The sequence below is a fragment of the Nocardia sp. NPDC019323 genome (genome assembly GCF_044389845.1).
In the GTDB taxonomy this organism is placed as follows: Bacteria; Actinomycetota; Actinomycetes; order Mycobacteriales; family Mycobacteriaceae; genus Nocardia; species Nocardia implantans.
This window is the reverse complement of record NZ_JBIRYN010000006.1, coordinates 138901-154540: the sequence shown is the minus strand read 5'-3', so window position 1 is coordinate 154540 and position 15640 is coordinate 138901. Positions and strand designations below refer to the sequence as shown.

Here is a 15640-nt window from a genome sequence, read left to right as displayed (position 1 = left end):
GCCTCCCCGCATCGACCGCCACGACACCGAGATCGACTTGGCCCCGACTCGCGGCCGCGGGCCTCCCGGCGCGATCGACCCGGCCGATCGGGGTCCGGCGCGCCCGGAAAGGTGCCGGATGGTGGTTTCGTCCCATCGGCGAGAACCCGGGCGCGCGTCGGCCCGTGCCAGACTGTCGACCGTGACGGCACTGGACGCGGTTTCGATCATCACCACCAAGCGCGACGGCGGCGAGTTGTCGGACGCGCAGATCGACTGGGTGATCGACGGCTTCACCCGCGGCGCGGTGGCCGACGAGCAGATGTCCGCGCTGGCCATGGCGATCGTCTGGCGCGGGATGACGCGGCGGGAGACGGCGCGGTGGACCGCCGCGATGATCGCCTCCGGGCGGCGCATGGACCTCACCGGCCTGCCACGCCCGACGGTGGACAAGCACTCCACCGGCGGGGTGGGCGACAAGATCACGCTGCCGCTCGCGCCGCTGGTCGCGGCGTGCGGCGCGGCGGTGCCGCAGTTGTCCGGGCGCGGTCTCGGGCACACCGGCGGCACCCTGGACAAGCTGGAATCGATTCCCGGCTGGCAGGCGGACGTGCCCGCGGCGCGGATGCGCGAGCTGCTGGCCGATCCCGGCATCGGTGCGGTGATCTGCGCGGCGGGCGCCGACCTCGCGCCCGCGGACCGGCGGCTCTACGCGTTGCGCGACGTCACCGGCACGGTCGAGTCGATCCCGCTGATCGCCAGTTCGATCATGAGCAAGAAGATCGCCGAGGGCACCGCTGCGCTGTTGCTGGACGTCAAGGTGGGCTCCGGCGCCTTCTTGAAGACCCTTGACGGGGCGCGCGAGCTGGCCACCGCGATGGCCGAGCTCGGCGCCGACGCGGGCGTGCGGACGATTGCCCTGCTCACCGCCATGGACACCCCACTCGGCCGCACCGCGGGCAATGCCCTGGAAGTCGCGGAATCGGTGGAGGTGCTCGCGGGCGGCGGCCCCGCCGACGTCGTCGAGCTGACCATCGCGTTGGCTCGTGAGATGGTCGCGCTGGCCGGTCTCGACGCCGATCCCGCCGACGCGCTGGCCGACGGCAGGGCGATGGATCACTGGCGCGCGATGATCCGCGCCCAAGGCGGCGACCCGGACGCGAAGCTGCCTACCGCGAAGCACACCGAGACCGTGCGCGCCGACGCCGACGGCGTGCTGACCCGGCTCGACGCGCTGAGCGTCGGCATCGCCGCCTGGCGCCTCGGTGCGGGCCGGGCGCGTCAGGGCGATCCCGTGCAGTTCGGCGCGGGTGTCGAGATGCACGCCAAGCCCGGTGACGCCGTGACGGCAGGTCAGCCGCTGCTCACGTTGCACACCGATACGCCCGCGGCGTTTCCCGGGGCCATCGCGGCCTTACGCGACGCCGTCACGATCGGAACCGATGCCGCGTCCGCTCCGGACTCGTTGGTTCTCGACCGCATCTTGTCCTGAGTCATCCGGGGTTGTCGCGGGCAATGGTGTCCCGAATCGCTCGCCGGTCTCTGCCTCCGCGCTGACCCTGCGGCCGCCGAGCATCGCCCGGGCATTGCCGGTCTGCGACCGTCGCACGCACCGGCGGCCTTGCCGTACTCGCGTTCGAGGCGCAGCAGCGCGGGGCCGATGAGGGCGTCTCTCAACCACGGCTGCACGGAAGCTCGTCCGTGCGGCGAGAGTCAGACTTCACGCGCGAGGGAGTGTTCGGAGCACGGCGCTCGCCGTACGATTCGGCGCCGGAGCGTGCCGCCCGCCGCCTGGTGGCGGCCGCACGCGTTCGCGCGGGCGTGTTGGGGGCCGGTGGTGTGAGGCAGGACCGGGCGGTGTCCGATTGTGGACCGGCGCGCATCCGGCGGGCAACGAGATGGTGGTTGCCACCCGAGTCGGCTGCCGTTTCGGCGCGCTGCGGCTACCGTCGTTACATGACTGGACCGATGCCTCTGACCCTCGCCTCGATCCGCCAAGCGCCGAAGGCGCTGCTGCACGACCACCTCGACGGTGGCCTGCGGCCCGCGACGGTGCTGGAACTAGCCGCGCACTGCGGCTACCAGGAGCTACCCGCCCACGACGAGGCGTCGCTGGCGGCCTGGTTCCGCGACGCGGCCGACAGCGGATCGCTGGAACGGTACCTGGAAACCTTCGCGCACACCGTCGCGGTGATGCAGACCCCGGAGGGCCTGCGCCGGGTCGCCCGCGAATGCGCCGAGGACCTCGCCGCCGACGGCGTCGTCTACGCGGAGGTCCGGTTCGCCCCCGAACAGCACTTGGAGCGCGGACTCACGCTGGACGAGGTGGTCGAGCACACGCTGGCCGGATTCCGCGAAGGCGAGGCGGCCGCCGCCGAGAGCGGCCATCCGATCGTGGTGACCTGCCTGCTCACCGCGATGCGGCATGCCGCGCGCTCCCGGGAGATCGCGGAGCTCGCGGTGCGTTTCCGCGATCGCGGGGTGGGCGGTTTCGACATCGCGGGCGCGGAGGCCGGTTACCCGCCGAGCAGGCATCTGGACGCGTTCGAATACATGCGCGCCAACAGCGCGCACTTCACCATTCACGCCGGCGAGGCATTCGGTCTTCCGTCCATCCACGAGGCGCTCGCGTTCTGCGGCTGCGACCGGCTCGGCCACGGCGTGCGGATCACCGACGACATCAGCGTGCCCGGTGCGATCGAGGACGCACAGCTCGGGCCGGTCGCCAACTACGTCAGGGACATGCGCATCCCGCTGGAGCTGTGTCCGTCGTCGAACGTGCAGACCGGCGCGGTGCCCTCGCTGGACAAGCACCCGTTCGACCTGCTGGCCCGGCTGCGTTTCCGCGTCACGGTGAACACCGACAACCGGCTGATGAGCGACACCAGCATGAGCCAGGAGATGCTGAAGCTGGTCGAGACGTTCGGCTATGGCTGGAGCGACCTGGAACGGTTCACCATCAACGCCATGAAATCGGCGTTCATCCCGTTCCCCGAACGGCTGCGGATCATCGACGACATCATCAAGCCCGGATACGCGGTGCTCATCGGATAGCGGACACGCGCGCCGGAGGCGGTCGCGGATCACCGTGCGGCAACGAAACCGGCCGGCGGCGAGGTCGCGCAAGCGGGCCGGTAACCGGTTCGCTACGGAAGCGGTCGGCGGTAAGGTTCCGCAGCCCGGTCGGCAAACGGTTCGCTAGCGTGGCGATCATGGCGACTTTGCGCATCCCCCGCCGGTTCAACGGTCCGCCCGACTCCGGCAACGGCGGTTACGTGGCCGGTCTGCTCGCCGACCAGCGCGACGAGCAGACCGTCACCGTGATCCTGCGCAGTCCGCCGCCGCTGGAGACGCCGCTGGCCGTGCGGGACGAACGGCTCTACGACGGGGACAGGCTGATCGCCGAGTCCAAGAGCGGCGAACTCGAACGCGACGCCCCGCGTCATGTCGCGTTCGACGACGCGGTCGAGGCGACGCGCAGCTACACGAGCATCGAGATGTTCGCGTCCTGCTTCGTCTGCGGCAGCGGCCGGGCCGACGGGCTGCGCATCGAACCCGGCCGACTCGATGACCACCGAGTGGCCGCGCCGTGGGTGCCCGACGCCACCGTGCCGCTGGGGCCGCCGCTGCTGTGGGCCGCGATGGACTGCCCCGGCGGCTGGTCGCTGCCCGGCATGCTCGAACGTCCCGCGCTGCTCGGGTCGATGACCGCCACCGTGCACGGCATTCCGCAGGTCGACGAGCGCTGCGTCGTGGTGGGCGAATTCCACGGCGAACAGGGCCGCAAATGCTGGGCCTCGACCGCCGTCTACGGCGCGGACCAACGCCTGCTCGGGCAGGCCGAGCAGGTCTGGATCCGGCTGGCCTAGTTACTGCTTGTCGAGCCGGGACTCCAGGTTGCGTTCCAGTTCCCGCCACGCCTGGGCCTCGGCGGTGAACGGCGGGTTGGGCGCCAACCGGGTGGGATCCGGATTGAGCAGGTAGGAGACATACCAGCCCAGCGGGGTGGATTGGGCCAGGGCCTGTTCCACCGTGTCGTCGTCGGCGTAGTCGGCGGCGTCGGTGAACAGCTCGACCGCCAGGTCCAGCTGTTCGATGTCGACCGCCTCCGGGCCTTCGGCCAGGTCCTCGGCCAGGCCGGGCAGCACGTAGACGTTCTCGTCGGTGACCTCGACCTCCAGCGAGCCGTCCACCGCCGCGGTCTGCACGTCGGCGAAGGTGCTCACGCGCGCCAGATCGTGCTCGTGGTCGTCGGCGAGGTAGCGGGCCAGCGCGCGCTCGGAGGAGAACACGGTGATCGAGCCCTTTGAGCCGAGGAAGATCGGCTCGTCGTCGAGGTAACAGCGCAGCGTGAAGACGCTGCCCTCCGAGGTGATGATCTTGACCGGGTCGATGCCGACCTCGTGCCAGAACGACTCGTCCTCGTCTTCCTCGTCGTCGTCCTCGTCTTCTGCGTCGAGGTCGACCGGCTCGAACTCCTCGTCCTCGTCGCTGTCGGCCGCGTCGTCGGCGTCGACCACGTTCTCCTCGGCGGCCAGCAACTCCGCCTCGGCCACCGCGACCGCCTCGGCGTCGACCTCGGGCGTCCGCACCACGGAGTCGATGGCGTCGAGTACGTCGTCCCAGCCCTTGGCGATGGCCGCGCCGATCTGGTCCCACAACTCTTCGCCGTCGCGACCGACGAACGCGTTGACGCCGCCGGGCAGCGCGCCGAGCACCGGATGCGAACCGAAGAACTTGGTCACCGTCTCGAGTTCGCACACCTCGCCGATGTTGCGGACCATGCTGAGCGTGTCCTCCAGCTCGGCGACGGTGTCGACGTCGGGCTCGCCCGCCGCCAGCTCCGGCACCGCGACCAGATCGAAGGAGAAGTTCTCCTCCGGCTCCAGTTCGACCGCCGACAGACCCGCGACAACCTTCCAGGCCGGATGGTCCACGAGGTCGTTGTCGGCGTTGGTTCGGATGAATGCGGCCAGCTCCGCCACGGACTCGAAACCGTAGAGGGCGTCCTCGTGCCCGAGGAACGCCTCCCACTCGTCGTCACCGTCTCGCCAGCGCGGTGCCCACAGGGTGACGAGATCGCCGTCGGTCAGGCCGAGCTCGATCGGGACGATGTCTCCAGAAGCCATGTGCGGAAGCCTATCGACCTTCCGCGTCAGGCACTATCCGGCCCGCCCCCATTCGTGCCCGCGGGCGGCGCCGCGGCGGGCACGAACGACTCGTTCAGTGTCGCAACGACCTTGGACCGCTGCGCGCCGGCGTCCTCGGCGGCCTGCCTGCACGCCCAGACGATCAGCTGCCCGACCTCGGCGGGCGGCAGCGAGGTGACCGATTCCGCCAAGGTCAGGCCGACCAGCGCGCCGTCGCTGTTGACCTCGACGCTCACCGCGCCGTCCGGCGAGGTGAACCGCCCACGCACCTGCTTCAGCCCGTACAGCGCGGCTTCCAGCGCCTCCAGTTTCTGGGTGGCCGACGCGACCAGGGCGTCCATTTCCGCACTCATACCGGCCTCATCCAGCTCGTCGGTCCCGTGTCCGCGTCGTCGATCCGGTCCAGCTCGTCGACCGCCTGCTGGCGGGTGGGCAGGCCGAGCCGGTCGAGGATGTCCGACGGCATGCCCGCCTCGGCGAGCAGTTCGCGCCGCCGCGCCCGCGCCGCGATGGCGGAACGCTGGGTGAGCCGCAGGATCTCGTTCGCGAGCGACTGTGCGCCGTAGCGGTATTCGCTGCGCTCGAACTTGATCTCCACCGGCATGCCCTGATCGGTGGCGCGCACCGAGATGGTGCCCGAGCGGTTGCTGCTCGCCGCCACCGTGACATTGGGGACTTGTGGTCGGGTCATGCCGTCGGCCTGTAGAAACCGTAGAAGTCCATGCCTGAGTTCTCCGTTCGAATCGAGCTGATCTGGACCGGGTCACCCGCCTCGACGAACTGTCCGTTGCCGATCACCATGGCCACGTGGCCGTCCCAGATCGCGAGGTCGCCCGGCATCAGGTCACCGGCCGACACCGGTGTTGCCCCGTTGCCCTGGTCGCACGCGAGCCTGGGCAGGTCGACGCCCGCCTCGCCGTAGGCGTATTTGGTGAGCCCGCTGCAATCCAATCCCGCGCCCGGGGTGTTGCCGCCCCAGACGTAGGGCGTGCCGACGGCGCCGATCGCCGACCGGACCGCCGTGGCGGCCTGCTCGTTGGGGGCCTCCACGACACTGCCGTCGGGCAGCGTGATCTTCACGCCCTTGCCGTCGTCGGGCGCCCCCGACGAACCCGTGTCGGGCCGAGGCGTGCCCGACGTGCCCGGCGTGCCGCGGGAACTGCGTGTGGACTGCGACTGGGTGGGTGTGGCCATCACGGTGCTCAGCAGCGAGCCCGCGCCGTTGAGCACGCCGGAGGCGGCGGACGCCGCTTGCTGCACGCCCGCGGCGGGCACACCGGCGAGTGAGGGGGTCGGCGGCGGCGGGGTCAGGTCGTTCATCGACGCGGTGTGCGTCTGCAACTCGTTCTGCACCCGGCCGACGACAGTGAGCGCCTGGTTGAGATGGTCGATCGCCGAACCGACGAGCACCGTCAGCCCCTCCGGCGTCGCCAGGACCGGGCCCATGCTCGCCGCCGTGTTCACGAAGGACTGCGCGATATCGGTGAGCTCTTTCTGGCCCGTCTCGACCTCGCCCGCGGCCTGGTTCACGACCGTGGCCATCTCGTTGCCGCGATCGGAGATGGTGGCCGCGGAGGTCTGCACCCGCAGCGCCTTCGCCGTGGCAGCGTCGGCGGCGCGGCCGTCCCACGCGTCGTTCATCCCGTTGATGCTGTCGCGGCCCATCTGATGGATCCGGTCGACCGCGGTCGAGGTGCTGCGCAGCGCGTCGGTGGGACCGCCGGAGGGCAGCACACCGCTGCCGAAGCTGGCGAGCAGGTCCAGGATCGGCTGGGCCAGTGCGTTGACATCGATCACGCGCTCACTCCAGCTCGGCGGCCGCGCTCCGCAGCGCGCCCGCGTGGGCGGCGTCGGTCTCGGTGAGGACGGCCGCAGCACCGGTGGCAGCGCCGCCCATGCTGGTCAGCACCGCCGACAGCTGACCGATGGAGGCGACGTGCCCGGCGTGCGCCGCGGCGTAGGCCGCCATGAAGTCACCGCCGATCAGGCCCATGATCGGCCCGAGCAACGCGGGCTCGGCGGCCGCCGCGCTCACCCCCGCCGCCGCCATCTCACCGGCCATGACGTGGGCGGTCGCGCCATAGGCAGCGATGCCTTCGGTGTCCGCCGACATCTTTCGCATCAGAGCTTCCCCCATCTGTTGTTCCCAGGCAGAGTACGTCATCCACTTGGTTCGACGCGCGCGGTTGCGTTTCGGTTCCGCCGCATCGAGAAAAAGTTCGGTGGCGTCCGGCGGCGCGCCCGCGACCGACCTTATCGTTCCCTCATGCGCACCCACACCGTGGACCATCCACTCGTCGCCGCCCTGCTCACCACGATGCGGGACGAGCGTACGCCGAATCCGGCTTTCCGTGCCGCACTGCGGGATCTGACCGGAATCCTGATCTACGAGGCGCTGCGCGAGGCGGAGGTGGAGCGCTTCGAGATCGCCACACCGGTCGCTCCCGCCGAAGGCTTCCGCCTGGCCCACCCGCCGCTGCTGGTTCCGGTGCTGCGCGCCGGACTCGGCATGGTGGACGCGGCCGCCGAGCTGATCCCGGACGCCGGAATCGGATTCGTCGGAATCGCCCGCGACGAGGACACGCACCTGCCGGTGCCGTACATGGAATCGCTGCCCGCGGATCTCGCCGGACTGCCGGTCTTCGTGCTCGACCCGATGCTGGCCACTGGCGGCTCCATGCGGCACACCCTCGAACTGCTCGCGGCGCGCGGTGCCACCGACATCACCGCGGTGTGCGTGGTCGCCGCCCCGGAAGGCATTGCGACGCTGGCTGATTCGGGCCTGCCGGTGCGGCTGGTCACCGCCGTGGTGGACGCGGGCCTGAACGAGAACGCGTATATCGTGCCCGGCCTCGGCGACGCGGGCGACAGGCAATTCGGCCCGCGCTGAAGCGTTTCCGGGTCAGAACTTCCGGCAGAACTCGCGCAGCGCCGAGAGGCGTTCGCGCGCGGCGGCTCGCACGGCGGGGAGATCGGCACGCGAGCCGACCGGTTCGACCACCTCCAAGTAGCACTTGAGCTTCGGTTCGGTGCCGGAAGGGCGGACCACCACGCGGGACGAAACGCCCTGGAAGACTAGCGCGTCGGTCCGCATGCGGCCCCGCACCAGGAGTTGATCGGTGTACTCCATCGGCTCGCCGGCGATCTCGCCCGGCGGATCGGCCCGCAACCGCTCGACCGCGGCCGCCGCCTCGGCGGAGGAGGCCAGCCGCAACGACACCTGCTCGCCCGCGTGCAGGCCGAATTCCACCGCGTAGTCGTCGAGTTCGTCGTTCAGGTCGCGGCCCGCCGCCTTCAGCCGGGCCACCAGGTCCGCGGCCAGCGCGGCGGCGGAGATCCCGTCCTTGTCCCTGACCGCCGCCGGGTCGACGCAGTGGCCGATCGCCTCCTCGTAGGCGTAGACCAAACCGTCGCCCGCGCGGGCCAGCCATTTGAATCCCGTGAGCGTCTCCGCGTAGCGGCCGCCCCGCGCCGCGGCCAGCTTCGACAGCAGTCGCGAGGACACGATGGTCGTCGCCACCAGCGCGCCGTCCGGGGCGGTGCGCAGCACGCAGTCGCCGAGCAGCACACCGGTCTCGTCGCCGCGCAGCATCCGCCAGGCGCCGTCCGCCCCCGGAACGCCCACCGCGCAGCGGTCCGCGTCCGGGTCCAGCGCGATCGCCACGTCGGCGCCGACCCGAGCCGCCGTCGCCAGCAGCAGGTCGGTCGCGCCGGGTTCCTCCGGGTTCGGGAACGCGACGGTCGGGAAGTCGGGATCCGGTGCGAACTGCTCCTGGACCACGTGGATGTCGGAGAATCCCGCCGCGCGGAGCGCTTCGACGGCGAGTTCGCCGCCGACGCCGTGCAGCGGGGTGAGCGCGATCCGGACGTTCGCGCGCTCGCCGGGTCCGCCGATCCAGGCGGGCAATTCGGCGACGCGCCGCAGATAGCGGCGCACCACGTCGTCGTCGGCAGGGGTGACCGGCAGGCGATCGATCGGCTCGGCGACGGCCTCGATGCAGCGCTCGATCTCGGCGTCGGCCGGGGCGATCAGCTGGGATCCGCCGTCGAGGTAGACCTTGTAGCCGTTGTCGGTGGCCGGATTGTGCGAGGCCGTGATCTGCACGCCCGCGACCGCCCCCAGCTCACGCACGGCGTACGCGACCACGGGCGTCGGCAGCGGACGCGGCAGCAGCGTCACGGGGAAGCCCGCCGCGGCGAAGATCTCCGCGGTCGCCACGGCGAACTCGGCGGAACCGTGCCTGGCGTCGCGGCCGACGACCACCGCGCCGCCGCCCAGGCAGCGGTCACGCAGCCACGCCACGAGCCCCGCCGTCGCGCGGCTCACCGTGGTGACGTTCATGCCGTCCGGGCCGTCGCGCAACGGCCCGCGCAGGCCGGCCGTGCCGAAGCGCAGCATCTAGACCCGTTCCAGCACGCCGCGCAGCAGCTTGCCGAGCCGGGGCGCGGCGGCATGCCCTTCGGCGAGCACCTCCGCATGGGACAGATGCGCGCCCGTCACCCCCGCGGCCAAGTTGGTGACCAGCGAGATGCCCAGCAGCCGCGCGCCGAGCGCGCGAGCGGCGATCGCCTCCAGCACCGTGGACATGCCGACCAGATCCGCGCCGATCGTGCCAAGCATCCGGATCTCGGCGGGCGTCTCGTACTGCGGCCCGGTGAGGCCCGCGTACACGCCCTCGGTCAGGCTCGGATCGATCTCCCTGGCCAGCGCCCGCAACTGCGGATCCCAGGCGTCGACCAGGTCGACGAAGGTCGCGCCGGCCAGCGGCGTGCGGCCGGTCAAGTTGAGATGGTCGCTGATCAGCACCGGCTCACCCACCCGAAGGCCGGACCGGATACCGCCCGCCGCGTTGGTCAGCACGACGATCTCCGCGCCCGCCGCCACGGCCGCCGACACCGGGTGCACCACATCGGCGGGCTGATATCCCTCGTAGAGGTGCTGGCGGCCCATCAGGAGCAGCACGTCGTTGTCGTCCACCTGAACGGAATGGATCACGCCGACGTGGCCCTGTGCGGTCGGCGTCCCGAAACCGGGCAGCTCCGGCATCGGCACCGACGCCCGCGGCGCCCCGATCTCCGCGGCCGCGTCCTGCCAACCGGATCCCAGCACCACCGCGATCCGGTGACGTGACACTCCCGTACGTTCGGCGATCGCCTCAGCGGCCTGTTCGGCAAGCATGATCGTCACGATAGTGGATTCCAGCGCCTGCGGCGCTGGGTGTTCGCGGCCCCTTTGTGGCTCGTGTGTGCGCGACCGCCGCTTGCTCCTTCGTCGCGTACGCGGCGGCCGCGCACACGCGAGCCGGGCCGCGAACGGCGGATGCTCGGTCTCGCTTCGCTCGAAAGACGTGGTTGCGGTGAGCCGGGCGCGTTGGTGATCGAACGCTGGGACACAGGGCGCGCGGTTCAGAAGTCGGTTTGTTCGGCCGGGCCTCGCACTCGGTGTTCGCGAAGCTCTTGTGTTCATGTCCAAACGGCGCGCACGCGAGCCGCGGCGGATGGCTGGTCTCGCTTCGCTCGAAAGTCGTGGGTTGTGGTGCGCTGGGCGTGTCGGTGTTCGGACGCCTGGACGCAGGGCGCGGGTCGGATGGCGGGTTTGTTCGGCCGGGCCTGCAATGGGTGTTTGCGGCCCTGGCGTCGCTGCCGTTGCGCGAGCGCCGCTTGTGGCCTTGTCGCGTTGAGCGTCGGTCGCGAAACGCGGAGGACGGCGAAGGCCGGATGCTTGGTCTCGTTCGGCTCGGAAGTCGTGGTTGGGGGTGCGCTGGGCGCGTCGGGGTTCGACTGCTCCTGAGTTGCAGGGGGCGGCTCGGAAGCCGTGCGGTGGACCGGTGATCACCGGGGGAGCGGTTGGGCGTCGTGGTCTGCGGGGTGAGTGCTACCCGTGAGTAGGGGCGTCGGGCGCGGCCCGTTACGCTGCACCGCATGCCGTATCTGGAACGCCAAGGTGAAGTGTTCGTCGTCTACCTCGGGGCCGAGGGGCAGACGGACAGCGAGAACCGATTCCACCCGGATTGGATCGACGCGTTTCACGGGCTGCTCGACGAGGTCGAGAGTTCCACGGGGCCTGCCGCGCTGGTGACGACGGCGACGGGGAAGTTCTTCAGCAACGGTCTCGACACGGATTGGCTGTTCGGCAATCTGGACAAGATGCACGGCTATCTCGATCGCGTGCACTCGCTCTACACCCGCCTGCTCGCTTTCCCGCTGCCGACCGTCGCGGCGATCAACGGCCATGCCTTCGGCGCGGGCGCCATGCTGGCCACTTCGCACGACTTCCGGGTGATGCGCGCCGATCGCGGCTTCTACTGCCTGCCCGAGGTGCACCTGGGCATGCCGTTCACCATCGGGATGAACGCTCTGCTCACCGAGCGGCTGACCAACCAGGTGTGTGTGCAGGCGATGACCACCGGCCACCGCTACCCGGCCGACGAGGCGATCGCCGTGGGCATCGTGGACGGCAAGGCCGAAGCCGACGAGTTGCTCGCGACCGCCGTCCAGCGCGCGGCGACGCTGGCGAGCAACCGCAAGCCCAACCTGCCGGTGATCAAGCGCGCCCTGCACGCTAAGGCACTGGCCGGCCTCGCGGTGCCGACCACCCCGGAGAACCTGGCCTTCGCCACCAGCTGACCCGCATTCGCGGACAACGCCGGCGCCGCCGCGTCCGGCCGGCCCGATCGCCCACGCACCCGGAGGCCGGCCGCACCGCGTCTCTGGCGAAGCGTGACCGCGGTGCCGTCGGAGCTTTGCGGGCGGTCGCCGCGTGAGTGGAAGCCCAGCGAACCTCGACCCCGTCTTTCGGGCGAAGCGATCGCCCATCCTCCGTCCACGGCCGGGCTCGCGTTTGCGCGGCCGACAACTGGACGCCGTGGGAGCAAACGAGCAGCCCGCCCGAGCCGACAACCAGCCCGCCCGAGCAGCCCGCCCGAGCCGCAAACCAGCCCGCCCCACACCGCGTGCACCTGATACCGGGCTCCGGCACCAACGCGCCCAGCGCACCGCCACCACGTGTTTCGAGCGAAGCGAGACCGAGCATCCGCCGTTCGCGGCCCGGCTCGCGTGTGCGCGGCCGCCGCGTAGGCGACGAAGGAGCAAGCGGCGGTCGCGCACACGCGAGCCACAAAGGGGCCGCGAACACTCAGCGCCGAAGGCGCTGAAAAACCAACACAGTGCGAGACTGTGTTGCATGTCATCACCGCGCGGCGGGCGTCAGGGAACGCAACACGACGGCAACGCCGTGTGCGAGGTCGACGCTGTCGCGCGCGGTGATGCCGCGATCCGGGCGGCGGCCGCCGAGTTGGTCGCGCTCTCGCACGCCATCCACGACGAACCGGAGTTGGCGTTCGAGGAGACCCGCAGCGTCGCCAAGACCATCGCTCCGCTGGCCGAGCGCGGCTTCGAGATCGAGGCCGGGGTCGCGGAACTGCCGACGGCTTTCCGTGCGCGCTACGGCAGCGGCTCGCTGACCGTCGGCATCTGCGCCGAGTACGACGCGCTGCCCGAGATCGGCCACGCCTGCGGGCACAACATCATCGCCGCCTCCGCGGTCGGCGCCGCGCTCGGTCTCGCCGAGGTCGCCGACGCGCTCGACCTCACCGTGCTGGTGTTCGGCACACCCGCCGAGGAGAGCGGCGGTGGGAAGGTGCTCATGCTGGAACGCGGCGTGTTCGACGACGTCGCGATGGCGATGATGGTGCATCCAGGCCCGCTCGACATCGTCGGCGCCCGCTCGCTGGCTCTGGCCGACCTGTCGGTGGTCTTCCACGGGCGCGAGGCGCACGCCAGCGCGGCCCCTGAGCAGGGGCGCAACGCGGGCGACGCGGTCACCGTCGCGCAGGTCGCCCTGGGGTTGCTGCGGCAACATCTCCTGCCCGGCCAGCAACTGCACGGTATAGTCGGCGACGGTGGCGTAGCTCCCAACATCGTGCCCGGACGTGCGGAACTGCTGTATTACCTACGCGCAGTCGACTCCGCATCCCTCGATGATCTGATGCGACGAGCGTCGGCTTGTTTCGAGGCGGGCGCCCTCGCGACCGGCTGCACCCACGAAATCCGGACGCTCGCGCCGACGTACACCGAGCTGACCCCGGATCCGGAGTTGTTGCTCGTCTATCGCGAGCAGCTCGCCGGATTGGGACGCGTGCCGCTCGCTCCGGAGTTCGAGGCGCAGCGGCCGCTGGGCAGCACCGATATGGGGAACGTCACCAATGTCATTCCGGGCATCCACCCGGTCATCGGCATTGATGCCGGTGGTGCGGTGACACATCAGCCAGGCTTCGCCGCGGCCAGCGTCAACGCCTCGGCGGATCGTGCGGTCCTCGACGGTGCGCTCGCGCTCGCGCGTACCGCAATCGCCGTCGCCCGCGATGACATCCATAGAGACAGGTTGTTGCAACGGCTAGTTCAACGACAGGAGGACATTCGGTGAGCACAACCGGCCGTTCTGCGGCGCCGGCGACGGGCCCGGAGGTGGGCGTCCGTGTGGCCACGGAGGGCCACGGCAGCTCCGCAGTGTCGGAGACCGGGGGATCAGGGCGCGAAGCGGTGGAGTCGTGGCTGGCCGATCACACGGTCGATCTCGTCCAATGGCGCAGGCACATCCACGCGAATCCGGAGCTGTCCCGTACCGAGTTCGGCACCACCGAGTTCGTCTCGGCGTGGCTGACCAAGGCGGGTCTGACGCCACAGGTGCTGCCCGGCGGCACCGGCCTGATCTGTGACATCGGACCGGAAGGACCGCGGATCGGCCTGCGCGCCGACATGGACGCGCTGCCGCTGCAGGAGTTCACCGGACTGCCCTTCGCTTCGACGGTTCCCGGCGTCTCGCACGCCTGCGGCCACGACGCGCACACCACCATCCTGCTCGGCACGGCGCTGGCGCTGGCCGAGGTGCCGCAGCTGCCGGTCGGCGTGCGGCTGGTCTTCCAGCCCGCGGAGGAGGTCATGCCGGGCGGCGCGATCGATGTGGTCGCCGCGGGCGCGATGACGGGCGTGGAGCGGATCTTCGCGCTGCACTGCGACCCGCGCCTGGAGGTCGGCCGGATCGGCATCCGGGTCGGTGCGATCACCTCCGCCGCCGACACCATCGAGCTGGTGCTCGATTCGCCCGGCGGCCACACCTCGCGTCCGCATCTGACCAGCGACCTGGTCTACGCGATCGGCTCGGTCATCACCGGCCTGCCCGGCCTGCTCAGCCGCCGGATCGACCCGCGCACCAGCACCGTGATGGTGTGGGGCGCGGTGAGCGCGGGAAAGGCGCCGAACGCCATCCCGCAGACCGGCATGCTCACCGGCACCATCCGCACCGGAGATCACGCGACCTGGTCGTTGCTGGAGCCGATGGTGCGGGAGATCGTCGACGGCCTGCTCGCCCCGACGGGCGTGCGTTACCAGCTGAACTACCGGCGCGGCGTGCCGCCCGTGGTCAACGACGAGCACTCCACCCGCCTCTTCGAGGACGCCATTCGCGCACTGGGCCCCGACGCGCTGGCCGACACTCCGCAGTCCGGCGGCGGCGAGGATTTCTCCTGGTACCTGGAGGAGGTGCCGGGCGCGATGGCGCGCCTCGGCGTCTGGTCCGGCGAAGGCGAACAGCTGGATCTGCACCAGCCGACCTTCGACATCGACGAGCGGGCGCTCGCGGTCGGCGTCCGGGTGCTGAGCAATCTCGCGCTCGGCGTGGGCCCTGTCTGACCTCCAGCGCCTGCGGCGCTGAGTGTTCGCGGCCCGTTGTGGCTCGCGTCCGAGCGGCGAGACGCGCGCATGCCGCGCTTCGCTCCTGGACGCGAGCCGGGCCGCGAACGGTGCTCGACGGCCTCGCACTCGACGAGGCCGGGAGCGTGACAGTGGTCGAGCCCAGCGGAGAGGGCACGGCCACACCGCAGGCGTTGCTAGGTGACGCGCGCTCAGCCGAAGTTGCCCGGGCCGACGTTGCGGCTGTTGCGAGTGCGTAGGGCGTGCACGTAGTCCTCTGGCGCACCGGCCTTTTCGGCGGCGTCGGCGATCACGCCGAGGTAGCGGGCCGATGGCAGGCCGCCCTCATAGGCGTCCAGCACGTAGAGCCAGGCCAGCGTGGGCTCGCCACCGTCGCCGTTGCGGGTCACGCGCAGGCGGATCTTCTTGTGGATGCCGAAGTCCGAGCCCTCCCAGCGGTCCAGGCGCTGCTCGTCCTCCGGGGACACGTCGTAGAGCACGACGAACACCCGGGAACCGGGATCCTCCACGACCGTCGCGAGAGGCCCTTCCCAGCCGATGTCGTCACCGGCGAAGGTGAGCCGCCAGCCCTCCAACCAGCCCGTCCCGGACATGGGGGAGTGCGGACAGCGCTCGAGCATCTGCGTCGAGTCCATGTTGGACCCATAGGCGGCATAGATCGGCACCAGCAAAGGGTAGCCAATAACCTTCGCAGACCGCGTTCGATTGCCGCACCTGCGGCGCGCCGCCCGGCGGTCGACCGTTGCGCACCGGTAACGCGGTCGGTGGTGCGAGGTGGTTGCCGGATAACGTTGACCTCG

15 protein-coding genes are annotated in these 15640 nt (G+C 70.8%); 7 read left to right on the top strand and 8 right to left on the bottom strand.

The genetic code is table 11. The features are described from left to right. Positions 1 to 181 precede the first annotated feature (181 nt). From ACH49X_RS22820 to ACH49X_RS22810, 3 genes are all read left to right on the top strand, one after another. Positions 182 to 1471: a thymidine phosphorylase gene (locus tag ACH49X_RS22820; RefSeq protein ID WP_195080509.1), complete on the top strand. Its 1290-nt coding sequence runs from the start codon at positions 182 to 184 to the stop codon at positions 1469 to 1471. 464 nt (positions 1472 to 1935) lie between these two features. After that, positions 1936 to 3033, top strand: coding sequence for an adenosine deaminase (locus tag ACH49X_RS22815; protein ID WP_195080510.1), 1098 nt, complete (start codon positions 1936 to 1938; stop codon positions 3031 to 3033). 158 nt (positions 3034 to 3191) lie between these two features. Further along, a complete protein-coding gene (locus tag ACH49X_RS22810) occupies positions 3192 to 3848 on the top strand; it encodes a hypothetical protein (protein ID WP_357112826.1) in 657 nt (218 codons plus the stop codon). Here ACH49X_RS22810 and ACH49X_RS22805 read toward each other — a convergent pair whose 3' ends face one another. The 5 genes from ACH49X_RS22805 to ACH49X_RS22785 are packed head-to-tail and all read right to left on the bottom strand — an operon-like array spanning position 3849 to position 7251. After that, positions 3849 to 5108, bottom strand: coding sequence for a primosomal protein (locus ACH49X_RS22805; protein WP_195080512.1), 1260 nt, complete (start codon positions 5106 to 5108; stop codon positions 3849 to 3851). It lies immediately after the preceding gene. A gap of 26 nt (positions 5109 to 5134) precedes the next feature. Further along, the gene (locus ACH49X_RS22800) at positions 5135 to 5482 is read right to left on the bottom strand and encodes a YbaB/EbfC family nucleoid-associated protein (RefSeq protein WP_195080513.1); all 348 of its coding nucleotides are present in this window, start codon (positions 5480 to 5482) and stop codon (positions 5135 to 5137) included. Next, on the bottom strand, positions 5479 to 5820 hold the full coding sequence (locus ACH49X_RS22795; RefSeq protein WP_067803443.1) for a hypothetical protein: 342 nt from the start codon (positions 5818 to 5820) through the stop codon (positions 5479 to 5481). Before ACH49X_RS22795 ends, ACH49X_RS22800 begins: the two co-directional genes overlap by 4 nt. After that, positions 5817 to 6926, bottom strand: a complete 1110-nt coding sequence (locus tag ACH49X_RS22790) for a C40 family peptidase (RefSeq protein ID WP_195080514.1) — start codon at positions 6924 to 6926, stop codon at positions 5817 to 5819. The genes ACH49X_RS22795 and ACH49X_RS22790 overlap by 4 nt, the downstream gene beginning before the upstream one ends. A gap of 4 nt (positions 6927 to 6930) precedes the next feature. Then, entirely contained in the window at positions 6931 to 7251 is a 321-nt protein-coding gene (locus ACH49X_RS22785) for a hypothetical protein (protein WP_195080515.1), read from the bottom strand. Positions 7252 to 7395: 144 nt separating this feature from the next. Between ACH49X_RS22785 and upp the strand changes: the two genes are divergently transcribed. Beyond that, positions 7396 to 8019, top strand: a complete 624-nt coding sequence (upp, locus tag ACH49X_RS22780) for a uracil phosphoribosyltransferase (RefSeq protein WP_357208754.1) — start codon at positions 7396 to 7398, stop codon at positions 8017 to 8019. 12 nt (positions 8020 to 8031) lie between these two features. Here upp and ACH49X_RS22775 read toward each other — a convergent pair whose 3' ends face one another. Further along, positions 8032 to 9528: a phospho-sugar mutase gene (locus ACH49X_RS22775; protein WP_357208755.1), complete on the bottom strand. Its 1497-nt coding sequence runs from the start codon at positions 9526 to 9528 to the stop codon at positions 8032 to 8034. Then, positions 9529 to 10308, bottom strand: a complete 780-nt coding sequence (locus ACH49X_RS22770; RefSeq protein WP_195080518.1) for a purine-nucleoside phosphorylase — start codon at positions 10306 to 10308, stop codon at positions 9529 to 9531. Positions 10309 to 11051: 743 nt separating this feature from the next. On the opposite strand from ACH49X_RS22770, the gene ACH49X_RS22765 reads away from it, so the two are divergent. The 3 genes from ACH49X_RS22765 (at position 11052) to ACH49X_RS22755 (ending at position 14819) form a co-directional block, all read left to right on the top strand. Further along, entirely contained in the window at positions 11052 to 11756 is a 705-nt protein-coding gene (locus ACH49X_RS22765) for an enoyl-CoA hydratase-related protein (protein ID WP_357208757.1), read from the top strand. Between the two features lie 556 nt (positions 11757 to 12312). Next, positions 12313 to 13554: a M20 family metallopeptidase gene (locus ACH49X_RS22760; RefSeq protein WP_195080520.1), complete on the top strand. Its 1242-nt coding sequence runs from the start codon at positions 12313 to 12315 to the stop codon at positions 13552 to 13554. Positions 13555 to 13670: 116 nt separating this feature from the next. After that, complete coding sequence (locus ACH49X_RS22755) at positions 13671 to 14819, top strand: M20 family metallopeptidase (RefSeq protein ID WP_397070889.1); 1149 nt, start codon at positions 13671 to 13673, stop codon at positions 14817 to 14819. 212 nt (positions 14820 to 15031) lie between these two features. Here the strand turns inward: ACH49X_RS22755 and ACH49X_RS22750 are convergent, their stop codons facing one another. Beyond that, positions 15032 to 15505 carry a gamma-glutamylcyclotransferase gene (locus tag ACH49X_RS22750; protein ID WP_039796248.1) on the bottom strand — a complete coding sequence of 158 codons (474 nt, stop codon included), beginning with the start codon at positions 15503 to 15505 and terminating at the stop codon, positions 15032 to 15034. Positions 15506 to 15640: the final 135 nt, after the last annotated feature.

Excerpts from the sequence above, each read along its gene's own strand:
- ACH49X_RS22800 (WP_195080513.1), bottom strand. The coding sequence starts at position 5,482 with ATGAGTGCGGAAATGGACGCCCTGGTCGCGTCGGCCACCCAGAAACTG.
- ACH49X_RS22815 (WP_195080510.1), top strand. The coding sequence starts at position 1,936 with ATGACTGGACCGATGCCTCTGACCCTCGCCTCGATCCGCCAAGCGCCG.
- ACH49X_RS22770 (WP_195080518.1), bottom strand. The coding sequence starts at position 10,308 with ATGCTTGCCGAACAGGCCGCTGAGGCGATCGCCGAACGTACGGGAGTG.
- ACH49X_RS22795 (WP_067803443.1), bottom strand. The coding sequence starts at position 5,820 with ATGACCCGACCACAAGTCCCCAATGTCACGGTGGCGGCGAGCAGCAAC.
- ACH49X_RS22810 (WP_357112826.1), top strand. The coding sequence starts at position 3,192 with ATGGCGACTTTGCGCATCCCCCGCCGGTTCAACGGTCCGCCCGACTCC.
- ACH49X_RS22765 (WP_357208757.1), top strand. The coding sequence starts at position 11,052 with ATGCCGTATCTGGAACGCCAAGGTGAAGTGTTCGTCGTCTACCTCGGG.
- ACH49X_RS22805 (WP_195080512.1), bottom strand. The coding sequence starts at position 5,108 with ATGGCTTCTGGAGACATCGTCCCGATCGAGCTCGGCCTGACCGACGGC.
- upp (WP_357208754.1), top strand. The coding sequence starts at position 7,396 with ATGCGCACCCACACCGTGGACCATCCACTCGTCGCCGCCCTGCTCACC.
- ACH49X_RS22775 (WP_357208755.1), bottom strand. The coding sequence starts at position 9,528 with ATGCTGCGCTTCGGCACGGCCGGCCTGCGCGGGCCGTTGCGCGACGGC.
- ACH49X_RS22760 (WP_195080520.1), top strand. The coding sequence starts at position 12,313 with ATGTCATCACCGCGCGGCGGGCGTCAGGGAACGCAACACGACGGCAAC.
- ACH49X_RS22785 (WP_195080515.1), bottom strand. The coding sequence starts at position 7,251 with ATGCGAAAGATGTCGGCGGACACCGAAGGCATCGCTGCCTATGGCGCG.